Source organism: Chitinophaga niabensis (assembly GCF_039545795.1).
Lineage (GTDB): Bacteria > Bacteroidota > Bacteroidia > Chitinophagales > Chitinophagaceae > Chitinophaga > Chitinophaga niabensis_B.
Genome location: NZ_CP154260.1, coordinates 195,430 through 214,873, shown reverse-complemented (window position 1 = coordinate 214,873; position 19,444 = coordinate 195,430). Strand labels below are relative to the sequence as shown.

Annotated in this window: 14 protein-coding genes and 2 pseudogenes; 12 read left to right on the top strand and 4 right to left on the bottom strand. The window is 47.4% G+C overall.

Annotation, left to right across the window (positions count from 1 at the left end; genetic code table 11):
- Positions 1 to 97: 97 nt before the first annotated feature.
- The 12 genes and pseudogenes from AAHN97_RS00835 to AAHN97_RS00785 all read left to right on the top strand — a co-directional run bounded on the left by AAHN97_RS00835 (position 98) and on the right by AAHN97_RS00785 (position 14,928).
- Complete coding sequence (locus tag AAHN97_RS00835; protein ID WP_343305693.1) at positions 98 to 670, top strand: nucleotide exchange factor GrpE; 573 nt, start codon at positions 98 to 100, stop codon at positions 668 to 670.
- Between the two features lie 78 nt (positions 671 to 748).
- On the top strand, positions 749 to 1,909 hold the full coding sequence (gene dnaJ / locus AAHN97_RS00830) for a molecular chaperone DnaJ (RefSeq protein ID WP_343305692.1): 1,161 nt from the start codon (positions 749 to 751) through the stop codon (positions 1,907 to 1,909).
- Between the two features lie 146 nt (positions 1,910 to 2,055).
- A complete protein-coding gene (locus AAHN97_RS00825; RefSeq protein ID WP_343305691.1) occupies positions 2,056 to 2,619 on the top strand; it encodes an RNA polymerase sigma factor in 564 nt (187 codons plus the stop codon).
- A gap of 93 nt (positions 2,620 to 2,712) precedes the next feature.
- Positions 2,713 to 3,852: a FecR domain-containing protein gene (locus AAHN97_RS00820; protein WP_343305690.1), complete on the top strand. Its 1,140-nt coding sequence runs from the start codon at positions 2,713 to 2,715 to the stop codon at positions 3,850 to 3,852.
- A gap of 237 nt (positions 3,853 to 4,089) precedes the next feature.
- On the top strand, positions 4,090 to 7,479 hold the full coding sequence (locus AAHN97_RS00815) for a SusC/RagA family TonB-linked outer membrane protein (RefSeq protein ID WP_343305689.1): 3,390 nt from the start codon (positions 4,090 to 4,092) through the stop codon (positions 7,477 to 7,479).
- Between the two features lie 26 nt (positions 7,480 to 7,505).
- Positions 7,506 to 8,969, top strand: coding sequence for a RagB/SusD family nutrient uptake outer membrane protein (locus AAHN97_RS00810; protein ID WP_343305688.1), 1,464 nt, complete (start codon positions 7,506 to 7,508; stop codon positions 8,967 to 8,969).
- 11 nt (positions 8,970 to 8,980) lie between these two features.
- Positions 8,981 to 10,189: a TlpA disulfide reductase family protein gene (locus AAHN97_RS00805; protein ID WP_343305687.1), complete on the top strand. Its 1,209-nt coding sequence runs from the start codon at positions 8,981 to 8,983 to the stop codon at positions 10,187 to 10,189.
- Positions 10,190 to 10,202: 13 nt separating this feature from the next.
- Positions 10,203 to 10,532: pseudogene (locus tag AAHN97_RS28960) on the top strand (DUF4369 domain-containing protein); the annotation flags it as partial.
- A gap of 384 nt (positions 10,533 to 10,916) precedes the next feature.
- Positions 10,917 to 11,288, top strand: a pseudogene (locus AAHN97_RS28955) (peroxiredoxin family protein); the annotation flags it as partial.
- Between the two features lie 10 nt (positions 11,289 to 11,298).
- A complete protein-coding gene (locus AAHN97_RS00795; protein ID WP_343305685.1) occupies positions 11,299 to 12,501 on the top strand; it encodes a TlpA disulfide reductase family protein in 1,203 nt (400 codons plus the stop codon).
- A 54-nt stretch (positions 12,502 to 12,555) separates the two neighbouring features.
- Complete coding sequence (locus AAHN97_RS00790) at positions 12,556 to 13,500, top strand: class I SAM-dependent methyltransferase (RefSeq protein ID WP_343305684.1); 945 nt, start codon at positions 12,556 to 12,558, stop codon at positions 13,498 to 13,500.
- A 15-nt stretch (positions 13,501 to 13,515) separates the two neighbouring features.
- Positions 13,516 to 14,928: a sodium:solute symporter family protein gene (locus AAHN97_RS00785; protein WP_343305683.1), complete on the top strand. Its 1,413-nt coding sequence runs from the start codon at positions 13,516 to 13,518 to the stop codon at positions 14,926 to 14,928.
- Here the strand turns inward: AAHN97_RS00785 and AAHN97_RS00780 are convergent.
- From AAHN97_RS00780 to AAHN97_RS00765, 4 genes are all read right to left on the bottom strand, one after another.
- A complete protein-coding gene (locus AAHN97_RS00780) occupies positions 14,888 to 16,657 on the bottom strand; it encodes a YfbK domain-containing protein (RefSeq protein ID WP_343305682.1) in 1,770 nt (589 codons plus the stop codon). The two genes, AAHN97_RS00785 and AAHN97_RS00780, sit on opposite strands and share 41 nt — an antisense overlap.
- A 73-nt stretch (positions 16,658 to 16,730) precedes the next feature.
- Positions 16,731 to 17,264, bottom strand: a complete 534-nt coding sequence (hpt, locus tag AAHN97_RS00775; RefSeq protein WP_343305681.1) for a hypoxanthine phosphoribosyltransferase — start codon at positions 17,262 to 17,264, stop codon at positions 16,731 to 16,733.
- 7 nt (positions 17,265 to 17,271) lie between these two features.
- Positions 17,272 to 18,615: a glucosaminidase domain-containing protein gene (locus AAHN97_RS00770; RefSeq protein ID WP_343305680.1), complete on the bottom strand. Its 1,344-nt coding sequence runs from the start codon at positions 18,613 to 18,615 to the stop codon at positions 17,272 to 17,274.
- Between the two features lie 39 nt (positions 18,616 to 18,654).
- Complete coding sequence (locus AAHN97_RS00765) at positions 18,655 to 19,296, bottom strand: O-methyltransferase (RefSeq protein WP_343305679.1); 642 nt, start codon at positions 19,294 to 19,296, stop codon at positions 18,655 to 18,657.
- Positions 19,297 to 19,444: the final 148 nt, after the last annotated feature.

The window sequence follows — 19,444 nt, the reverse complement described above, 5'->3', positions numbered from 1 at the left end:
TTTATGCTGCGGGACGGAAATTTCTGCCAATTTGTCCCCATTACATCCCTTGGCAAAATAATTGACCGTTGTACTTTTGCAGTTAATTTATACCATCATGACAGAAAAAGACAAAGATATGCAGGCAAATGGGCAGCCGGAGGCAGAAGGCTTCCAGGATATTAATTCAGACGAGAATATGAGTGGGTCTACTCATTTGAATGATGCCGTACCAGAGGAGAATGAACTGGATAAGGTGAAAAGCGAGCTGGATGAACTGCGGAAGAAATACCTGCTGTTAAATGCCGATTTCGATAACTTTAAGAAACGTAATGCAAAAGAGCGCATTGAACTCATAAATACTGCCAACAAGGAAGTGATCATTGCCTTACTGGATGTGCTGGACGATTCCGAGAGAGCTGCCAAGCAACTGGAAACCGCTACGGACATCAATGTTGTTAAAGACGGCGTATCCTTGGTTTTCAACAAGTTACACAGCGTATTGCAATCCAAAGGCCTGAAACCTATGGAAAGCCTCAATGAAGAATTCAATGCAGACCTGCACGATGCCATCACGGAGATCCCTGCCCCTGCAGAAGAAAAAATAGGAAAGGTCCTGGACGTTTTACAGAAAGGCTACTACCTGAATGACAAGATCATTCGTCATGCCCGCGTAGTAGTAGGAAAATGACGATGTGACAGCAATATTAAAGTCCTCATAAATCCATAACAGCCCGCTCAGAGGAGTGGGCTATTCAAGTGTATAAACATGTCCACCAAAAGAGATTTTTACGAAATTTTAGGGGTGTCCAAAACCTCGTCCCAGGACGAGATTAAGAAGGCCTACCGCAAGGTGGCTATGCAATACCATCCTGACCGTAATCCCGGTAATAAAGAAGCAGAGGAACATTTCAAGGAAGCTGCAGAAGCCTATGAAGTGTTGAGCGACCCTGATAAACGTGCGCAGTACGACCGGTTCGGTCATGCCGGTATGGGCAACCGTGGCGGACATGGCGGCAATATGAACATGGACGATATCTTCTCCAACTTTGGAGACATTTTCGGTGAAGATATCTTCGGTAGTTTCTTTGGCGGCGGCGGACGTGGCGGCGGTGGCGGAAGCCGCCGTGGCAGAGGAACCCGTGGCAGCAACCTGCGGGTGAAGATCAAACTCAATTTTGAAGAGATCGCCAAAGGCGCCAACAAAAAGATCAAGGTTAAGAAACATGTGACCTGTACCACCTGTAGTGGCCTGGGCGCAAAAGATAAAAATGCATTCCAGACCTGTACCACCTGCCAGGGTTCCGGACAGGTAAGGAAAGTGACCCAGACCTTCCTGGGCCAGATGCAAACAGTTACCACCTGCCCTACCTGTAACGGAGAAGGTCAGATCATTACCAATAAATGTTCTTCCTGTAAAGGAGAAGGCCGCCAATATGGAGAAGAAACAGTATCCATAGATATTCCGGCCGGTGTAATGGAAGGCATGCAGCTGAGCATGAGCGGCAAAGGAAATGCCGGCGAAAGAGGCGGTGCTCCCGGAGATCTGCTCATCCTTATAGAAGAAGAGCCGCATCCTGAATTACAGCGGGACGGGCTGAACGTAGCTTACGATCTTTATATCTCCTTCCCCGATGCTGCCTTTGGCACACAGGTGGAAGTACCCACCATCGATGGAAAGGCAAAGATCAAAGTACCACCCGGCACGCAAAGCGGAAAGATCTTCCGTTTGAAAGGTAAAGGTTTCCCTTCCGTGAACAGTTACGAGAAAGGTGATCAGCTGATCCACGTAAATGTGTGGACGCCGCAAACACTTACTTCAGAAGAAAAGAGTATGCTGGAGAAATTGCAGGACTCAGGAAACTTTAAACCGAATCCGGAGAAAAGTGAGAAAGGGTTCTTCGAGAAAGTAAAGGACATCTTCAGTTGATAATAAGAGATTACAATAAAAAAGGGCTGCATCACACTTTCGATGCAGCCCTTTTTTTATTGATACCAAAGAAAATTAGCAAACCGGGTTTCAGCCCCTTTTTGTAAATTTATGCGGTTGCAGTTATGCTGCTGTCTCAGTTATTTATGCGAGATACCAATGATATAGCTTTATTAGCGTTGTTGAAAGACGGGGATGAAACTGCTTTTACCGAAATTTACAACCAGTATTGGGAGCCGCTGTATTTCATGGCGCACAAGCGCCTGCAATCGGCACAGGATGCGGAAGAAATTGTTCAGCAGGTTTTTCTAACACTCTGGCACAAAAGAGCCGATCTCTCCATACAATCCCTTCCATTTTACCTGGCAGCGATGGTGCGGTATGCTATTTACCGCCACTTCGCCAATCTGAACCGTAAAAAGGAACAAACTGATACTTTACAGGCCATCACTGCTGAACAATCTCCTGCTTTTGATATCGACAATAAATTTCTACTTGAAATACTGAACAAACTGGCCAACGAACTACCTGCCAAACATCGTATTGTTTTTCTGCAGCACAAGCTGATGGATCGGCCGTTGGAAGAGGTGGCCGGAGAACTGGGTGTATCTGTACGTACCGCCGAGGGTTACGTTGCCCGTGTAATGCAGGTAATGCGCCAAAGGCGGGAATACCTGACCCTTGCGATGATCTTTATGCTGATCAAATAACCCTGAATTTTTTTTCTCCTTTTTTGCGTGTTAATTTCTTTGACAATACTCTATTATAATAAAGAGGCATAGTTTATTCTTTAATTGTAATTAATGGATACAGCGCAGATCAGTGTTCTGGCAGAAAAATATCTTAATGGCACCGCAACCGAAGCTGAAAAGGAAGCGTTGCATGAATGGTATAACCATGTGAACGAAGGCGATACGGAAATCGTTGTCAGTGCACAGCCGGATACATTGAGTGGAACTAAGGCACGGATACTAAGCCAGTTGCAGGAACAGATTGCACGGGATAAAAAACCGGATGCTCCCGTGCGGCCCATGCGTCGCCGGAAATGGCTGCCATGGGTGGCTGCGGCTTTTATAATAATGGCTGCCGGCACTTACCTGCTGCAACAGCCGTTAAAACAGAAAAAAACAACTGCTGTATTACCCATAGCCCCTGCGGGCAACAAGGCGATGCTTACACTGGGCAATGGTACCGTGGTAGATCTTAACGCAGCCACAGATGGGGCTATTACAGAACAGGGCGGCGCTACCGTAAACAAACAACAGGCCTTGCTTATATATGATGCAGGTAATAATGAAGCACAACCAACCATCAACAAACTGTCCGTTCCAAGAGGCGGCAAATACCGGCTTATATTACCTGATGGCACTAAAGTATGGTTGAATGCCGCCAGTGAACTGCAATTCCCCACTGCCTTCACTAAAGCAGAGCGAATAGTAGAACTGGACGGCGAGGGTTACTTTGAGGTAGCCCCGGATGCAGACCAACCATTCATTGTTAAAACCGCCGGACTCCGCGTAGAAGTATTGGGTACACATTTTAACGTGAAAGCTTACGCTGATGAATCCACCATCAATACTGCCCTGCTGGAAGGAAGCGTAAAAATAGTGACCCTAAATGGAAGTAGCAGCTTGTTGAAACCCGGAGACCTGGCAAAAGTAGCTGCGGATAACAACATCAGCATCACGCAAAATTCAGATCTGAACCTGGCTGTTGCCTGGAAAGATGGGGTCTTTGCTTTCAGGAACGCGGATATAGCCGTTATACTCAGAGAGATCGGCCGCTGGTATGATGTGGAAATAAATTATGAAGGCCCGGTTACACGACGCCGCTTTACCGGAAAAGTATCGCGCAGCTATAGCCTCGCTGAAACACTTTCGATATTGGAAGCCAGTGACCTGCATTTCAGGCAGGCAGGAAATAAGATCATCGTTTTACCATAAAAGCATACAAAGAACTTTACCAAAAACTAAATTACACAGGACACAAAGACCAAAATCGTACACCAGCTTCTGATAGTATTTTATTTTAATCATTAACCAACCAGTTTTATGATCTCAACTACCTTTTGCCCAAAGAGGCAAGGCAGGTTATGCCTATCAACCAAATCCGGGCTACGCCCGTTCACAAAAAGACTGATCACCGTGAAGCTGTCAATTATCATTTTATTACTTGGCGCAATGCATGTAAACGCCGCGTCTGCACAAAAGATCTCCATTTCGCAAAAGAATGCGCCGCTGGAAAAAGTACTTGGTGAAATAGAACGACAGAGTGGCTACCAGGTCTGGTACGAAGAAGGCACCCTGCCTTCCGGCGAAGTAGTGAGCATTGCAGTGAAGAATGTTTCCCTGGAGGAGGCACTCAATGCCTGCCTCAATGGCCGGCATCTCAAATGGACCATTATCCAGAAAACGATCGTGCTTAAAAAAGAAGCACAACTCCTCCCCTTTATACCCAAGCCACCGCAAAAGATCAGTGGCGTGGTAAAAGATGCCGGTACCGGCAAACCTTTGCAGGGAGCCACCGTACAGCTGAGGGGAACTTCAAAAGCAACACTTACCAATGCCAACGGCGAGTTTGAGCTGGAAACAGATGCCCGGGAAGTTATGCTGGACGTATCTTTCATCGGGTATGATGCGCAACGGGTGAAAGCAAACGGCAATCAGCCGGTGACCATCCTGCTTTCCGTAGGTACTTCAAAGCTGGATGAATTGATCATCACCGGTTACTCCGCCAAAAAAACGGGAGAACTAACCGGCGCTGTACAAAAGATCAGTGGTGACCAGCTCCGGAAAGGTATCACAACCGCGGATCCGGTTTCTTTATTAAAAGGCCGTGCTACCGGCCTGTATATTTCAGAACAGAACGCAGGCGACCCTACCAGTACAGGAGGACAGATCTTTGTGCGTGGGCAAAGCAGTGTTGTGGGAGTAGGTGTGGACCAGGTGAATGAATTTGTAATGCCCACCCAGAACTATGGGCCGCTGCTTGTGCTGGACGGGGTAATCATGCCCAACCAGAACCTCAAGGAGCTGATCAATCCGCAGGACATAGATAACCTCACCATCCTGAAAGATGCTGCCGCCACGGCCATTTATGGCTCCCGTGCCGCAGCCGGTGTAATTGTGGTCACTACCAAAAAAGGAGTAGCCGGCAAACCACAGTTGGTGGCGGAAGTAAAATACGGACTGAATGTACCCAACCGTGGATCACTGCGGTTCCTCACAGGCCCGGAATTATATGAAGTGCAAAAACGTTACTATACAGAAGACTATCGTATCAACAACGGCAGTCTCGCCCCGCAATATCCTACGCTGCAGGCATACCTGGACAATCGCCTGCCTGCTCTGGCAGATGTACAGAACAGTTTCGACTGGCAGAAATACGCCTTCCTCAACAGCAATACCAAACAGGTAAATCTCTCCGCAAGAGGCGGCACGGAAAACACCCGTTACTATGTTGGCGGCACCTATTACGATGAACAATCCACCGGTGTTAACAATGGCCTGCAACGTGGTACATTCCGCATCAACCTGGAAACCAAACTCAGCAAAAGACTCACCACCAACATATCCCTCAATGGTATTTTTGACAACGGCAGAAGGGAGAACTCCAACAGTGGAGTGTTTTTGTATGGCATGATCCCCTGGGTAAATCCATATAACGCAGACGGCTCTCCGAAACCGGTACTGGAATATAAACTGAACGGCAGAATCCAGAAGGATGAAAACCCTATCTACGAAAACCTGTTTAACTACATCCATCCAAAAGCGCAACGTTTTGCCGGTTCTATCAAGGCGGATTACAAGCTGACCGAGTGGCTTAGTTTTTCCAGTACCAACTCTGCCAACCTCAACTATACCAAAGATGAACGATATATAGATGCCCGAAGCTTTGCTGGTTCCGGCACAACTACTTCCTCAAAGGGTTTCCTGGGTACTAATACCAATTACATCAATACTTTCCTCACCTCTAACCAGCTGAATTTCCACAAAATGCTTGGCAAACATTCCCTGCGCGCTTTGGCAGCTACGGAATATGGCAGAACAAAAATGGAAAACATGCTGGTGAACGTTAACAATGTAAGGGCAGGTTATCCTGTGATATCATTGGGCAGGCAGGTAGGAAACCGGTACGACTATTCGATATATGGCATTCCTACAACCAAGAACGGCAACATAGAAGGCGGCAAGGAAGATCGTGCATCCTTCTCTGCTTTCGGCGAAGCGGGATATACCTATGATGACAGATACAGCATCAGTGCCTCTCTGAGAACGGATGCCTCCAGTAGTTTTGGTCAGGATAAACGTTACGGAACATTCTATTCCGTTGGCGGGGCCTGGGTGATCAGCAATGAGCAGTTTGCCCAACATTTCAACTTCCTCAGCAATCTCAAATTGCGCAGCAACTATGGTACCAGTGGCTCCCAGCTGGGAGATAACTTCCTTACCCGCACACTATACGATCCTCGTTATACCTATAGTACACAACCAGGTGCTACCATTTCCGTGCTTGCCAACCCTGAACTGCAATGGGAGATCACCAAAACTTTCAGTGCCGGCCTGGATATAGGATTGTTCAACAAAATTACGGCCAGTGTAGATTACTATAATCGCCGCTCGGAAGACCTGCTGCAGAAAGTTACACTGGATGCTATCAGCGGTTTTCCTACACAATGGCAGAACGTGGCTACTGTGCAGAACAAAGGATGGGAAGTGCTGATCAACTCTGATAATATCACCGGCAAAAATTTCCGCTGGAACACCTCTTTTAATATCAGCTTTAACAAGAACAAGATCGTCAGCGTAGCCAACGATTCTCTTCGGCAGGGCTTCTACAATGCCAACAGTTTTTACCTGTTCGCCGGTGATGATATCAATTCACTGAAGGCCGTTAAATATGCAGGAGTAGATCCTCAAACAGGCAAACCCCGGTTTGAAAAACTGATCTTCGATGACAAGGGGCAGGCAACCGGCATAGAGTATGTGAATACCGTATCCGAAGTGGGCGCAGCTGCTGACCCACGGCAATTCCAGTACATTGGCAACTTCCAGCCGAAATTCTACGGAGGGCTTACCAATACCTTCACCTATAAAAATTTCTCCCTGGACGTGCTGATCACATATGCATACGGCTACGTGATCACAGACGATTTGGCTGCGCAGAACCAGGGGACCAATATCACCAGCTTTAACCAGATCGCTTTCCGCAAACACCAGAAGCAATGGACCACACCCGGGCAAACAGATGCAACAGAGCCAGAGCTTTACACACATGCCACTACTGACTATTTCGGTTCCAGCAAATACATGCACGATGGCAGTCATGCCCGTCTTCGCAGCGTTCGCCTGGGATATGAGTTTCCTAAATCATTCCTGAAAAAACTAAACCTCGCGCAGGCGAATATTTATGTAAGCGGCGATAACCTGTACACACTTTATTCCAGGGACATCATTTCCTCTGACCCCGAAGGTCCGTCTGTAGGGCAGGCGCAGGACTTCGGCGGCTCCATTGGTTCCGGCATTGGTATTCCAAGACGTTATGTGTTTGGCTTACAGGTTGGGTTTTAATTTTCAGGCTTCAAATCGAAAACAACATGAGACACACTATCATAATTATATTTACCGGTCTGCTGATCACTGCCTGCAACAAGCAGATAGACAGTGTGCGGCCGTTGACGAAGATCGACAAAGAAGGAGAACTGGCCTCACTCGCCGGTATCGAGGAAACAACGGTTGGCAACTATAGCCTGCTGCAAGGCAGCGGGTTTAACAACTTCGATGTACCCATGCATGATTTTGCGGAAAGCCGTGGCAACAACGTTACGCTGCAAACCTGGGGAGCGGTGGGCAAAACTACTGACGCGTTCTTTTTCAGGAACAGCGGCAGCCCAACACAAGGCAACAGTACTGATTTTTACCGCGGCGCCTACCAGGTTATTGTGAGTGTGAACACTACACTCGAAGGGATTGCCGCTATGGAGAACACCTCGTTTTCCACTTTAACGGAAGCAGAGAAGAACCGCTTCCGTTATGCCAAAGGAGAAAATCTTTTCCTCCGTGCGCTGGTTTATTTTAATCTCGTAAGGGTATATGGTAAACCCTATTACCAATCCACCGGCGGAAACCCTGGCGTGATCATCAAAACCAGCAGTGATATTAAAGACGTTCCGCAACGAAGTACCGTAAAACAGGTGTACGACTTTATAATCAATGATCTGCAAACCGCAGCGCAACTGATGAAAGCGCCCGTCAATAAAACCAATGCCTTTGGCAGTTCAGCTGCCGCATGGTCGCTGCTCTCCCGTGCATACCTTTACATGGGTGGCACCGTTGCCGCACCTGACGCTACATCCAATCAACGCGCTATTGATTATGCGGACAGTGTGATCACCCAAACCGGCGGAAAATATATACTGCTGCAGGGAGATGCTTATAACAAGATGTTTGCTGATGACGAGTTTGGCGGCATTGGCCGTGCTAATGGCACTACCAACAAGGAAATCATCTTTGCATACGATAATGCTACCGGCGGCAGTTCCATTGGTGAATTCTATCACTATGACGCCAATTATAACGTTGGCGCTACTTTCCTCCCTTCCGCCAGTTTTAAAAGCCTGCTGCTGCCAGGAGATATCAGGGGTACTTTCCTCAAGCTGAATACCAATACCAACTTTGTGGAAACTACCAAGTATCTGGTGCTGAATGAAGCCTGGCTCACCCGTGCACCGTATATCCATTTCCGTTTGGCCGAACTGTATCTCAACCGGGCCGAAGCATATGCCAAGCTGGGTAACATGGCCAAAGCAAAAGAAAACCTGAAAGCAATTCATACCCGCGCCGGGCTGCCCGCAGCAGATGTAGACAACTTGGCCGCACAGGATGTACTGGCTGCCGTACTAAAGGAAAGAAGAATAGAACTGGCCTTTGAAGGCCATAACAGTTTCGATTATTTCCGTAACGGCCTGCCCATGACAAGGACAGCGGCGGACAATAACGGTACGGCATTCACCATCGAACCTACAGACCCGAAAGTAGTACTTGATCTACCTAAAAACTAATTGAACCAGCCATGATTAAACAAACCATTCTTGCAACATTTGCTATCGCGCTTCTGTCCGCACATGAACCCGGCGGTTTCCGGATAAAAGGAAAGATCAGCGGCCAGGTGGAAGGAAAAAAAGTATACCTGAAGTATGCGGACATTCCTTCCAAAACAGTACTGGACAGTACCGTGATCCGCAACGGGGAGTTCACTTTCAGCGGAACTGCCGCTACACCGCGCTTCTATTCCCTTGTATTCAAAAATGACGAACCTACAAACAGGATGCTGCAGGACCGCGTGATCAACCTGTTCGCCGCAAACAACGACAATATCAGTGTAACCGCGCCATACGACAGTCTGAAGAAAGAAATAGACCTCTATTCAGGCGGCGGTACTTCCCTTGCAGCAATGGTAAGCGGCAGCGCAGGAAACGATCTTTTTCTGCAGTATTACCGCCAGAAAAATGTTTTTGATGAAGAGACCGATCAATATTTTGATGGCTATATCGCATATCTGAATCCCGGGAAAGATAAGGAGAAAGGGCCACGGGAAATTGGCATGAACCTTTGCAGGAATATGGATGTGGTGGAAAAGAAGCGAAAAGCATTCCTGATGGATTTTGTGCTCCATAACAAACCTTCTGAAGTGCTGGCATTCATCGCATTGCAGGCTGCAGAGCAGCGTAGCATTGATATAAAAGAGATTGACAGGTTAATGCAGCATTTCGTGGGCGCTTCAGAAAAAGGCATGCTCACGGAACATTTCCTGCAAAAGGCGGCATCCAACAAACAGGCTGCAGTTGGCTCTATGGTAATGGACTTCACCTTGCAGGATACTACCGGTGCTCAACATCGTTTGAAAGATTACATCGGCAAAGGCAAATATGTGTTGTTTGAATTCTGGGCTTCCTGGTGCGGCCCCTGCAGGGCAGACATTCCTCATCTCCGGGAAGTGCATGCGTTGTACAATAAAAAAGGATTTGAGATCGTGAGCATTTCTCTGGATGACGACAAGGAGAAATGGCTGAAAGCCATCCGGGAAGAAAAAATGAAATGGACGCAGCTGTCTGACCTGAAAGCCTTTGACAGCGAACTGGCCAAAAACTACCGCATCCGTGGCATTCCCTCCTGCCTGTTGTTTGATCCCCAGGGAAAACTTGTAACCCGGAATATGCGCGGCTCCTGGATGGATGCTGCTTTGATAGACATGTACGGAGATCTCTTTGCGAAACATTAAAAACCCAACTATTATGCAATTAAAAAGCATCTTTATCTGCCTCTCCGCCGCTGCCATATGCGCCTGCGGCCAGGCGAAAAAACACCAGGCTACTATTACAGCCGATATCACGGGTCTTAAAGACAGCGTAGTATACCTTTCCATACCGGTAGCAGATTCCGCAAAAACGGACACCATTCCTGTTAAAGACGGCAAATTCACCTGGTCCGGAGAAGCAGCCGAGCCGGTAAAAGTATTTTTGATGTTCCCTACCCGCTACGTAGATTTCTTTCTCGAGAACGCGGATATTCACATCACCGGGCATGCGGATTCATTGAGTAATTTAAAGGTCACTGGTTCTGCAAGTAACGATGAAAACGGGGTCTATGAGGCCTCCATTAAAAGCATCACTGATCAGGAGCAGCAACATTACGGTAAATATGAGGAAGCAAAGGGCAATGATTCCGCAATGGGTGCCTGGGAAGAAAAAGCGGCTGAGCTGAGAAAGCAACGCAGAACAGAAACGATGCATTACATTACAGCACATCCTAAAAGCCCGGTAAGTCTTTCTCTCCTTTCAGACATGGCTGTGATGGGAGAATACAAGCAACTGGATAGCCTGTATCAGCTACTGGATGCTTCCGCACAAAAGACGGCTGTAGGCGGACGCCTTGCAGCGCGGATCGCTATATTGAAGAAGAGTGCTATCGGTGAACCGATGATAGACTTTACACAACCGGATGTAAATGGCAAACCTGTAAAGCTCTCTGACTTCAAAGGAAAATATGTGCTACTCGATTTCTGGGCAAGCTGGTGCGGCCCCTGCAGAGCGGAGAACCCTAATGTGCTGAAAGCTTATAATGCCTATAAGGATAAAAACTTTACAGTAGTAGGCGTATCACTGGATGAAAGCGGAGAGAAGTGGCGCGAGGCCATCAATCAGGACGGCATGCCCTGGATACAGCTGTCTGACCTGAAAGGCTTCAGGAATGATGTAGCCCATCAATACGGCATCCAGGCTATTCCATCCACTTTCCTGCTTAGCCCCGAGGGTATTATTATTGCAAAGGATCTCAGAGGCGAAGCGCTGCATAAAAAACTTCAGGAGTTATTGAACTAAATCATCCATTATGAAACAAATGTCATTGCTGATCGCCGCCTGTTTATTACAACAGGCAGCCGTACAGGCACAATCTTTCACCCTTAACGGTACGGTGGAAGGCAAACAAACAGGATATGTATATTTAAACTATTCAACAGGCGGTGACAATTACCGGATGGATAGTGCTAAACTGCAGGAAGGCCGGTTTACCTTCAAGGGTAATATCGATGGCCCCTCCATGAGCAGCCTGTTCCTGGACAGGCCGGGCCCCATGTCCTACGAAAGCGATGTAGCCAGCTTGTTCCTGGAGCCGGTCACCATGACGGCTTCCCTGAAGAAAGGTTATCTGAAAGATGCTACCCTGAAGGGGTCCAAAGCACAGGACGATATGGAACTGCTGAATGCAGCAAGGAAACCTGTTATGACCGGGCTTGCCCCATTGTCCGCCAATTACAACAAACTCAACATGGCGTACATCGCTGCCCGGAAAGCAAAGAAGGATAGCGCAACCCTGGCTTCCATGCTGGACGAGCTGGAGAAAGTAAAAGAGAAAATGGAACCTTACTATGAAAAGATGAACGCCATCGACAAAGGTTTTATTGAAAAGCATCCTGCATCATATGCCAGCGCTTATCTGCTCCGTTTCCGCATCAGCAGTATGTCTCTCCGGGAAGCAGAATCCGCTTACAATAGAATGCCACCCGTCCTGCAGCAGAGCAGCTTTGGGAAAGAGATTAAAAAAGAAGTGGATGGCTTACGCAGCGGTTCTCCCGGCAGCGCCGCCTATGTTTTCAGCAAAACGGATATTAATGGCCAGCCCCTTAGCCTGAGTGACTATAAAGGCCGGTATGTGCTGATCGATTTCTGGGCAAGCTGGTGCGTACCCTGCAGGAAAGGCAATCCCCACCTGAAAGACTTGTATGCAAAGTACAAGAGCAAAGGCCTGGAGATCATCGGTATTTCTGATGACGACAGCCGCCCGGAAGAATGGAAAAAAGCCGTCAACCAGGATGGCATCAGTATATGGAAACACGTGCTGCGGGGGCTTGATATGCAGAAAAGGCAACGCAAAGAACCCAACCCGGAAGATATCAGCGATCACTATGGCATCCATTCCCTGCCCACAAAAATATTAATTGACCCCAATGGGATGATCATCGGCAGATACGGAGGAGGAGGAGAAAACGATGAAGCCATGGATAAAAAACTGGCGGAAGTGTTGGGGAAATGATTTTCTTCCCACATACGGGGCTTCGGCCCCGTTTTTTTATGCATCTTTGCGGCTATGTCGCACAAATTCGAGATGTTCGAGAACCGGCTGACGAAAGTGCTGAAACACCTTCGTAAAACTGCAAAGCGGCAGGGCATTACCTGTTTCCGCATCTACGATCGTGACCTCCCCGAATTCCCCCTGATCATTGAACTGTACGAAGATAAAGTATATGTAGCTGAATACCGCAGCCAGCACGGCATGGAAGAAGAAGCCTATGATGAATGGCTGCATGCCAGCCTCGATGTGATCGCCAAAGTACTGCAGGTACCCGCAGACGATCTTCATCTCCGCACCCGCCAGCGTAAACAGAACCGGCAGAGCCAGTACGAGAAAATGGATTTCAGTAAAGAAGAACTGATCGTACAGGAAGACGGGCTGAAGTTCAAAGTGAACCTCTCTGATTATTTAGACAGCGGCCTTTTCCTGGACCATCGTATCACACGGCATATGGTGCGGGAAGAAGCAAAGGATAAAAAAGTGCTGAACCTCTTTTGCTACACCGGTTCCTTTTCCGTGTATGCGGCAGCGGGAGGCGCAGCCAGTGTAACTTCTATCGACCTGTCTAAAACCTATCTCCAGTGGGCAGAAGAGAATATGCGGCTCAATGAACTCTTTGATCCTGCCAAACATCAATACATCCATGCAGATGTATTACAACACCTGGATGAACTTAAAATGAATACCTACGACCTGGTGGTACTGGACCCTCCCACTTTCTCCAACAGCAAGCGCATGAAGGATATCCTGGATATACAGCGGGACCATGTGGAGATCATCAACAAAGTATTACTGGCCACAAAAAAGGAAGGTGTGATCTACTTCAGTAATAACCTGCGCAGGTTTGTGCTGGAAGAAGAAAGTATACAGGCAGGCTCCATTAAGAACATCACTGCGCAGACCGTTCCTTTCGATTTCCAGGGAAAGCTGCAGCGGCATTGCTTCCGGATCGTTAAATAAGTATATTAGCCTTTCATGTTAGTAGCATTTATCCTGGTCTACCTCCTGGTGACCATCCTCATCGGCCGTTGGGCAGCACAACGCGTAAAAAGCGCCAATGACTTTATGGTAGCGGGGCGCAGCCTTCCGTTAGGTATCAGTACCTGCGTAATTTTTGCTACCTGGTTTGGCTCTGAAACCATGCTGGGTGCTACCAGCGAGTTTGCGCAACATGGCCTGCAGGGTGTGATGGAAGATCCTTTCGGGGCATCGCTTTGCCTGCTGCTGGTGGGGTTGTTCTACGCCAGGAAACTTTATCGCAGCAATGTGCTCACTTTCTGCGACTACTTCAAAATACGGTTCGGTAAAAAAGCAGAAGTGATCTCTGCCCTGCTGATGGTGCCCTCCTATTTCGGATGGATCGCCGCACAGATCGTAGCCATGGGGATTGTGATCAATACCGTGATGGGCATCCCTTCTTCCATTGCCATGCTGGCCAGCGGGCTTATTGTAATGGCCTATACTTATATGGGTGGGATGTGGTCTGTTTCCATTACGGATTTTATTCAGACTATCATGATCATCATTGGCATACTCGTGATCACCTACAATGTAGTTGATCAGGCAGGAGGACTACAAACCGTGATAGATAAAGCGCCACCGGGCACCTTTCAGTTCTTTCCCCATAACGACTGGAACAGCTGGCTGAAATATATGGCAGCATGGTTCACAATAGGCCTAGGCTCCATCCCACAGCAGGATGTGTTCCAGCGGCTCATGAGCAGCAAGAGTGAAAAAGTGGCGCAGTACTCTTCTTACCTGGGTGCATTGATGTACCTGGTGATCGGTTCCCTACCATTACTGATCGTATTATGCGCACAACAATTATATCCCGCATTATCAGCTGGTGATACGGAAAAGATCTTACCCAACATGGTATTGCAGCATGGTAACCTGTTCACACAGGTGTTATTCTTCGGAGCTTTATTATCTGCTATCATGAGTACCACCAGTGGTGCTATCCTGGCTCCTTCCACCGTATTGGGAGAAAACATTATCCGCCCTTTCTTTAAAGATATCCCCGATGCAAAATTCCTGCGCATCATCCGCTTATCTGTTGTGATCGTATCTGCTATTTCCATGCTGATGGCATTGGGCAGTCAGAATATCTATGAGCTGGTAGCTTCTTCTTCAGTATTAAGTCTTGTTTCCTTATTTGTGCCACTTACGGCCGGGTTGTACTGGAAACGGGCTAATGAAGCGGGGGCTATACTTTCCATTATAACAGGTACAGTGGGTTATATCCTCAGTGAAATATTTGAACCGGAAACACCGTCTTTATTTATTGGATTGCTGAGTAGTATTGCGGGAATGTTGATAGGTACTTTTTTTTGGAAGAAAAAAGACACTACTCCTTCAGCCAGTTCGTATTCTTCTTCACCAGTTTGATCAGCTTTAAAAATTCACCTCTGTATCCACCGGGGTCATAACCCAGTGAATGTTTGGCAATGTCCGTTACCATATTGATGGTGCCGGTGCCTTTGTAGTGGGATTTCCTGACCAGCATGCCGAACAGTGCTACAGAAGCAGCGAACCGGAAATCATCCGAAGCTTTTACAAATTCGCCTTTGTTATTCGTGAGGGATTTTTCGAGGCTATGCATAGTGGTATCCAATGCAGGGCGGTACCAGATCTTTACATCCGTTAAAGCGCCGCCGGGGTCTGCTGCTACCGGTTCAATCTCATAGATCGCAACTACGCAATGCCCTGATCCAACGATCCCTCCTACTATCTTTTCACCATTACTATTATCTTCTTTCAATACTTTATTTTCATATCCTATCAGCCTGTAAGACTTAACCCTTGCAGGATTGAAGTTCACCTGCGCCCGCACATCCCTGGCCACGGTAAAGAGTGTGCTGCCGAATTCCTGTGCAAATACTTTCGTGGCTTCTTCCAGGTCATCTATATAAGCGAAGTTACCATTCCCTTTACTGGCAAGTGTTTCCAGCTTTGAATCCTTATAATCCTTCATCCCGAAACCAAGGCAGGTTAATAAAACGCCACCTTCCTTCTTTTTCATGATAAGGTCTTCCATATCCTGGTCACTTGTTTGGCCTACATTGAAATCGCCGTCTGTAGCCAGTATCACGCGGTTGTTACCATTGAGGATGAAGTTCTCATCTGCTATCTGGTATGCCATCTGTATAGCAGCTTCTCCTGCAGTAGCACCACCGGCACTGAGATAGTCGATAGCATTTAATATTTTCTCTTTCTGATCACCGGGTGTGCAGGGCAATACCAGGCCTGGTGCACCTGCATATGCAACAATGGCTACCCTGTCCCGCGGACGGAGGTTATTCACCAATACCCTGAAGGCAGCCTGCAATAGCGGCAGCTTATTAGGCGTACCCATGGAGCCGGAAATATCAATGAGGAATACCAGGTTACTGGCAGGCAGGCTGTCTGTTGCAATCTGCTGCGCGCGTACGGCTATCTCCAGGAGGTTGTGGGCTTTATTCCAGGGACAGTCTGTGTAGTTGGAATAAATGGTAAAAAGGCTATCGTTGCGGGGGGCGGGATAGCTGTAATGGAAATAATTAATCAGCTCTTCTACCCTTACGGCATCTACGGGAATAGGTTCACGGAGTTTTACGAAGCGGCGCATATTACTATAAGCTGCCCTGTCCACATCTATCGCAAAAGAAGAAATGCTGCTTTTCTTAGCTTCTACAAATTTGTTCTCGTAAAGTTTGCCGTATGTTTCATCAAAAAAGGAGGATACCCCCATGCCTATATTACTATAGTTGGGATTAGTGCTATGGGCAAACCTTGCCCGGGCTTTCGCTTTGGCAATAGTCGCGTTATCTTCAACAGTTTTCCTTAACGGGCTCAGCTCAATGAGCATGCGGTCATAATTGACGAGGGGCACAATTTTAGTTCTATACCCGGGGTGTTCAAAAACGAGGTGGGTGCTGCCAACTGGAATGTCTATACGAAATAGTCCATACTGGTTTGTCTTAACATTGACCGTATCTCCTAAAATACTGATCCTCACCTGTTGTACCGGACCGCGGCTGATGCTGTCCTGTACTGCTCCTGTTACCCATCCTCTCTGTTGTGCCTCTGCCATCATGCTCCCACATAGCCAACAAAGCAGTATGAGGAGTTTATGCATCGTAATTTTATTACATACAACGACACATAAAATTAAGGAAATATTTAATTAGTTGTTAAAACCGGGCTAAATTTTAGTCCGTTAACTGGTATATTTCCGGCAGATTTCTTCCTAAGCCATCATAATCAAGGCCATAGCCTAACAGAAATTTATTAGGAACGGTGAAGCCCAGGTAATCGATCTGCACTTTATGGGTCATTGCATCGGGTTTATTGAGCAGGGAAGCTACCAGGAGTTGTTTGGGCTGCTGGTGTTCCAGTTGGGGGAGGAACTGGCTGAGGGTTTTGCCTGTGTCCACAATATCTTCCACGATCACTACGGTGCGGCCATAGAGATCTTCTTCCAGGCCAATGGCCGTTATCACATTACCGGTGGATTTGGTGCCTTTATAAGAAGCCAGTTTGATAAAAGAGATCTCCGCTTCAATGGAGAGGTATTTGAACAGGTCCGCCGCAAACATAAAGGATCCATTCAGGATACCGATGAATAAGGGCTTCGTGCCATTCAGGTCATCGCTGATCTGTTTTGCCAGCTCTTTAATACGCTGCTGCAATGTAGCTTCATCCAGGTACGGCGCAAAGTGTTTATCGTGTACTTTTATCTTCATAAGCAGACTATTTTCTTACGATCAGTTGCTGACCTATTTTAATACTGTTCTCCTGTAAGTTATTCCATTGCTGCAATTGAGCAACAGTTACGCTGTATTGGCGGGAGATGCTGTAAAGTGTTTCTTTTCCTGTTACGGTATGGTATTTAGTGCCCGCTGCTGTTACTGAGCCTATTTTCTTCAGATCATCTACCATCTCAGGGGGAATGCCTTTTTCGGGAGCCTTGGCAACAGGTGCCTCGGGAGCCCTGCCTACCGGAGCAGCAGTTGCTTTCGCGATCTCTTCTTTTACATCTTTGATCACCTGGCGGGGATTCAGGTCTTTATAGTCATCCACTTTCGCTACCGTGTTACTGCCCAATTTGGGTTTTGAAGAAGCATAACCATCCAGCGCAACTCTTTCTCCAACAGCAGGCTGCTCTCCTTCTTCCATCTTATTCCGTTTACGCAGCCATTTCAGCTGTATACCTTCTGCCTGTGCAATATCGTGCATTGTTTCACCCCGGGCAACAATATGATAATCGTTCTGGCCACGTTTGTTCTTGCTTTGCAGGAAAATGAGCATGTCTTTTTCCAGTGGCACATCTTCTTCCATATCATTATAGCTTAACAGGCTGCTGAGGCGGATATTCTTTTCGCTGGCCAGTTGTATCAATGCAGTGCCTTCTTTCACCAATATCACTTTACGGCCGTTGATACGGAACTCTGTACCCTGCGGGTACTGCGGTTTAACTTCAGTTTCGTATGCTTCTTCTGTTTTCCCTGCTACCACCGGAGCGGATTCGCTGCCCGGCTCCCCGACAAATACCGGCCCTGTTGGTAGCGGTGCATTGCTCATAGCCAGGGCATTGTATTGTTGCAGGTTGTATGTTTCAATGATCTGGATCAATTGCTGCGGATAGGTTTTGCTGGTGGCATAACCTGCTGTTTTGAGTCCGTAGGCCCATGACTTATAATCTTCCGGGTTAAAGTCGAACAGGAATTTATAGCGGGGATTGTTATGCAGGAAATCAGAATGGTCCTTCCAGGATTCTGCTGCGGACTCATATTTACGGAAACATTCCTGGCGTGCATCATCGTCATAGTTCACACTTTTGCCCGTCCAGTTATTTTTGCATTTGATGCCGAAGTGATTGTTGGAATTGAGCACCAGCCAGCCGTTGCCGGATTGTGTTTCCAGGATGCCCTGTGCCAGCTTGATAGCAGCCGGAACGCCGGAGCGGCGCATCTCTTCCATCGCCAGGTTCTTGTACGTTTCAATGTACTGCGGGGTGCTTAAGCTTTGTGCTGAAGTTTTAAAAACTCCCGCCAGCACCAGGCAGATCATCAGGCAGTAAGATTTGATTTGCATGAATATGGAAAATTTAATGGGTCTTGCTGATTGATGATCTTACTTCTTGCGGATCATCAGAACGCCATCGCGCAGGCTCAACAGGAGCGTTTCTGCACGATTGTCGGCAATGGCTTTGTCTGCAAAGCGGATCATGGCCTTCGCATTATTGCTCTGCTCACTTTCTGCCAGCACTACTTCTCCATGATACAGGATATTATCCGCAAGGATAAAACCGCCCGGGCGGAGTTTCTCCCATATCATATCGTAATATCCGCCATAGCCTGCTTTATCCGCGTCAATGAACACCAGATCAAACACTTCATCCAGTTGCGGAATAATACCGGCGGCTTTACCAATGTGCTGGGTGATCCTGCTTTCCAGGCCCGCTTCTGCCACATATTTTGCACAGATGGCTTCCAGCTCTTCATTCATATCTATTGTATGTAAATGGCCGTCTTCTGCCAGCCCCTGTGCCAGGCATATGGCAGAATATCCTGTGTAAGTGCCTATCTCCAGTATCCTTTTTGGCCTGATCATCTGGCTGATCATGGTGAGGAACCTTCCCTGCAGATGGCCGCTCAGCATGTGTGGCTGTTCCACTTTCAGGTACGTTTCCCGGTGCAGACGGTACAACAGATCCGTTTCCGGAGTTGTGTACTTCTCAGCAAACGCCTGAATCTCCTGTGGTATTACCTCCATGCCAAATATTTTTTGCAAACCTATATAAAAAAAATGAGCCTGATAATAATACCAGGCTCTTTACCCCATGTTAACCATTAATAGACACAACTATTGACCTGAAAAAATTCGGGTTCAATGATAGGCGTGACTAAAGTAAATATATACA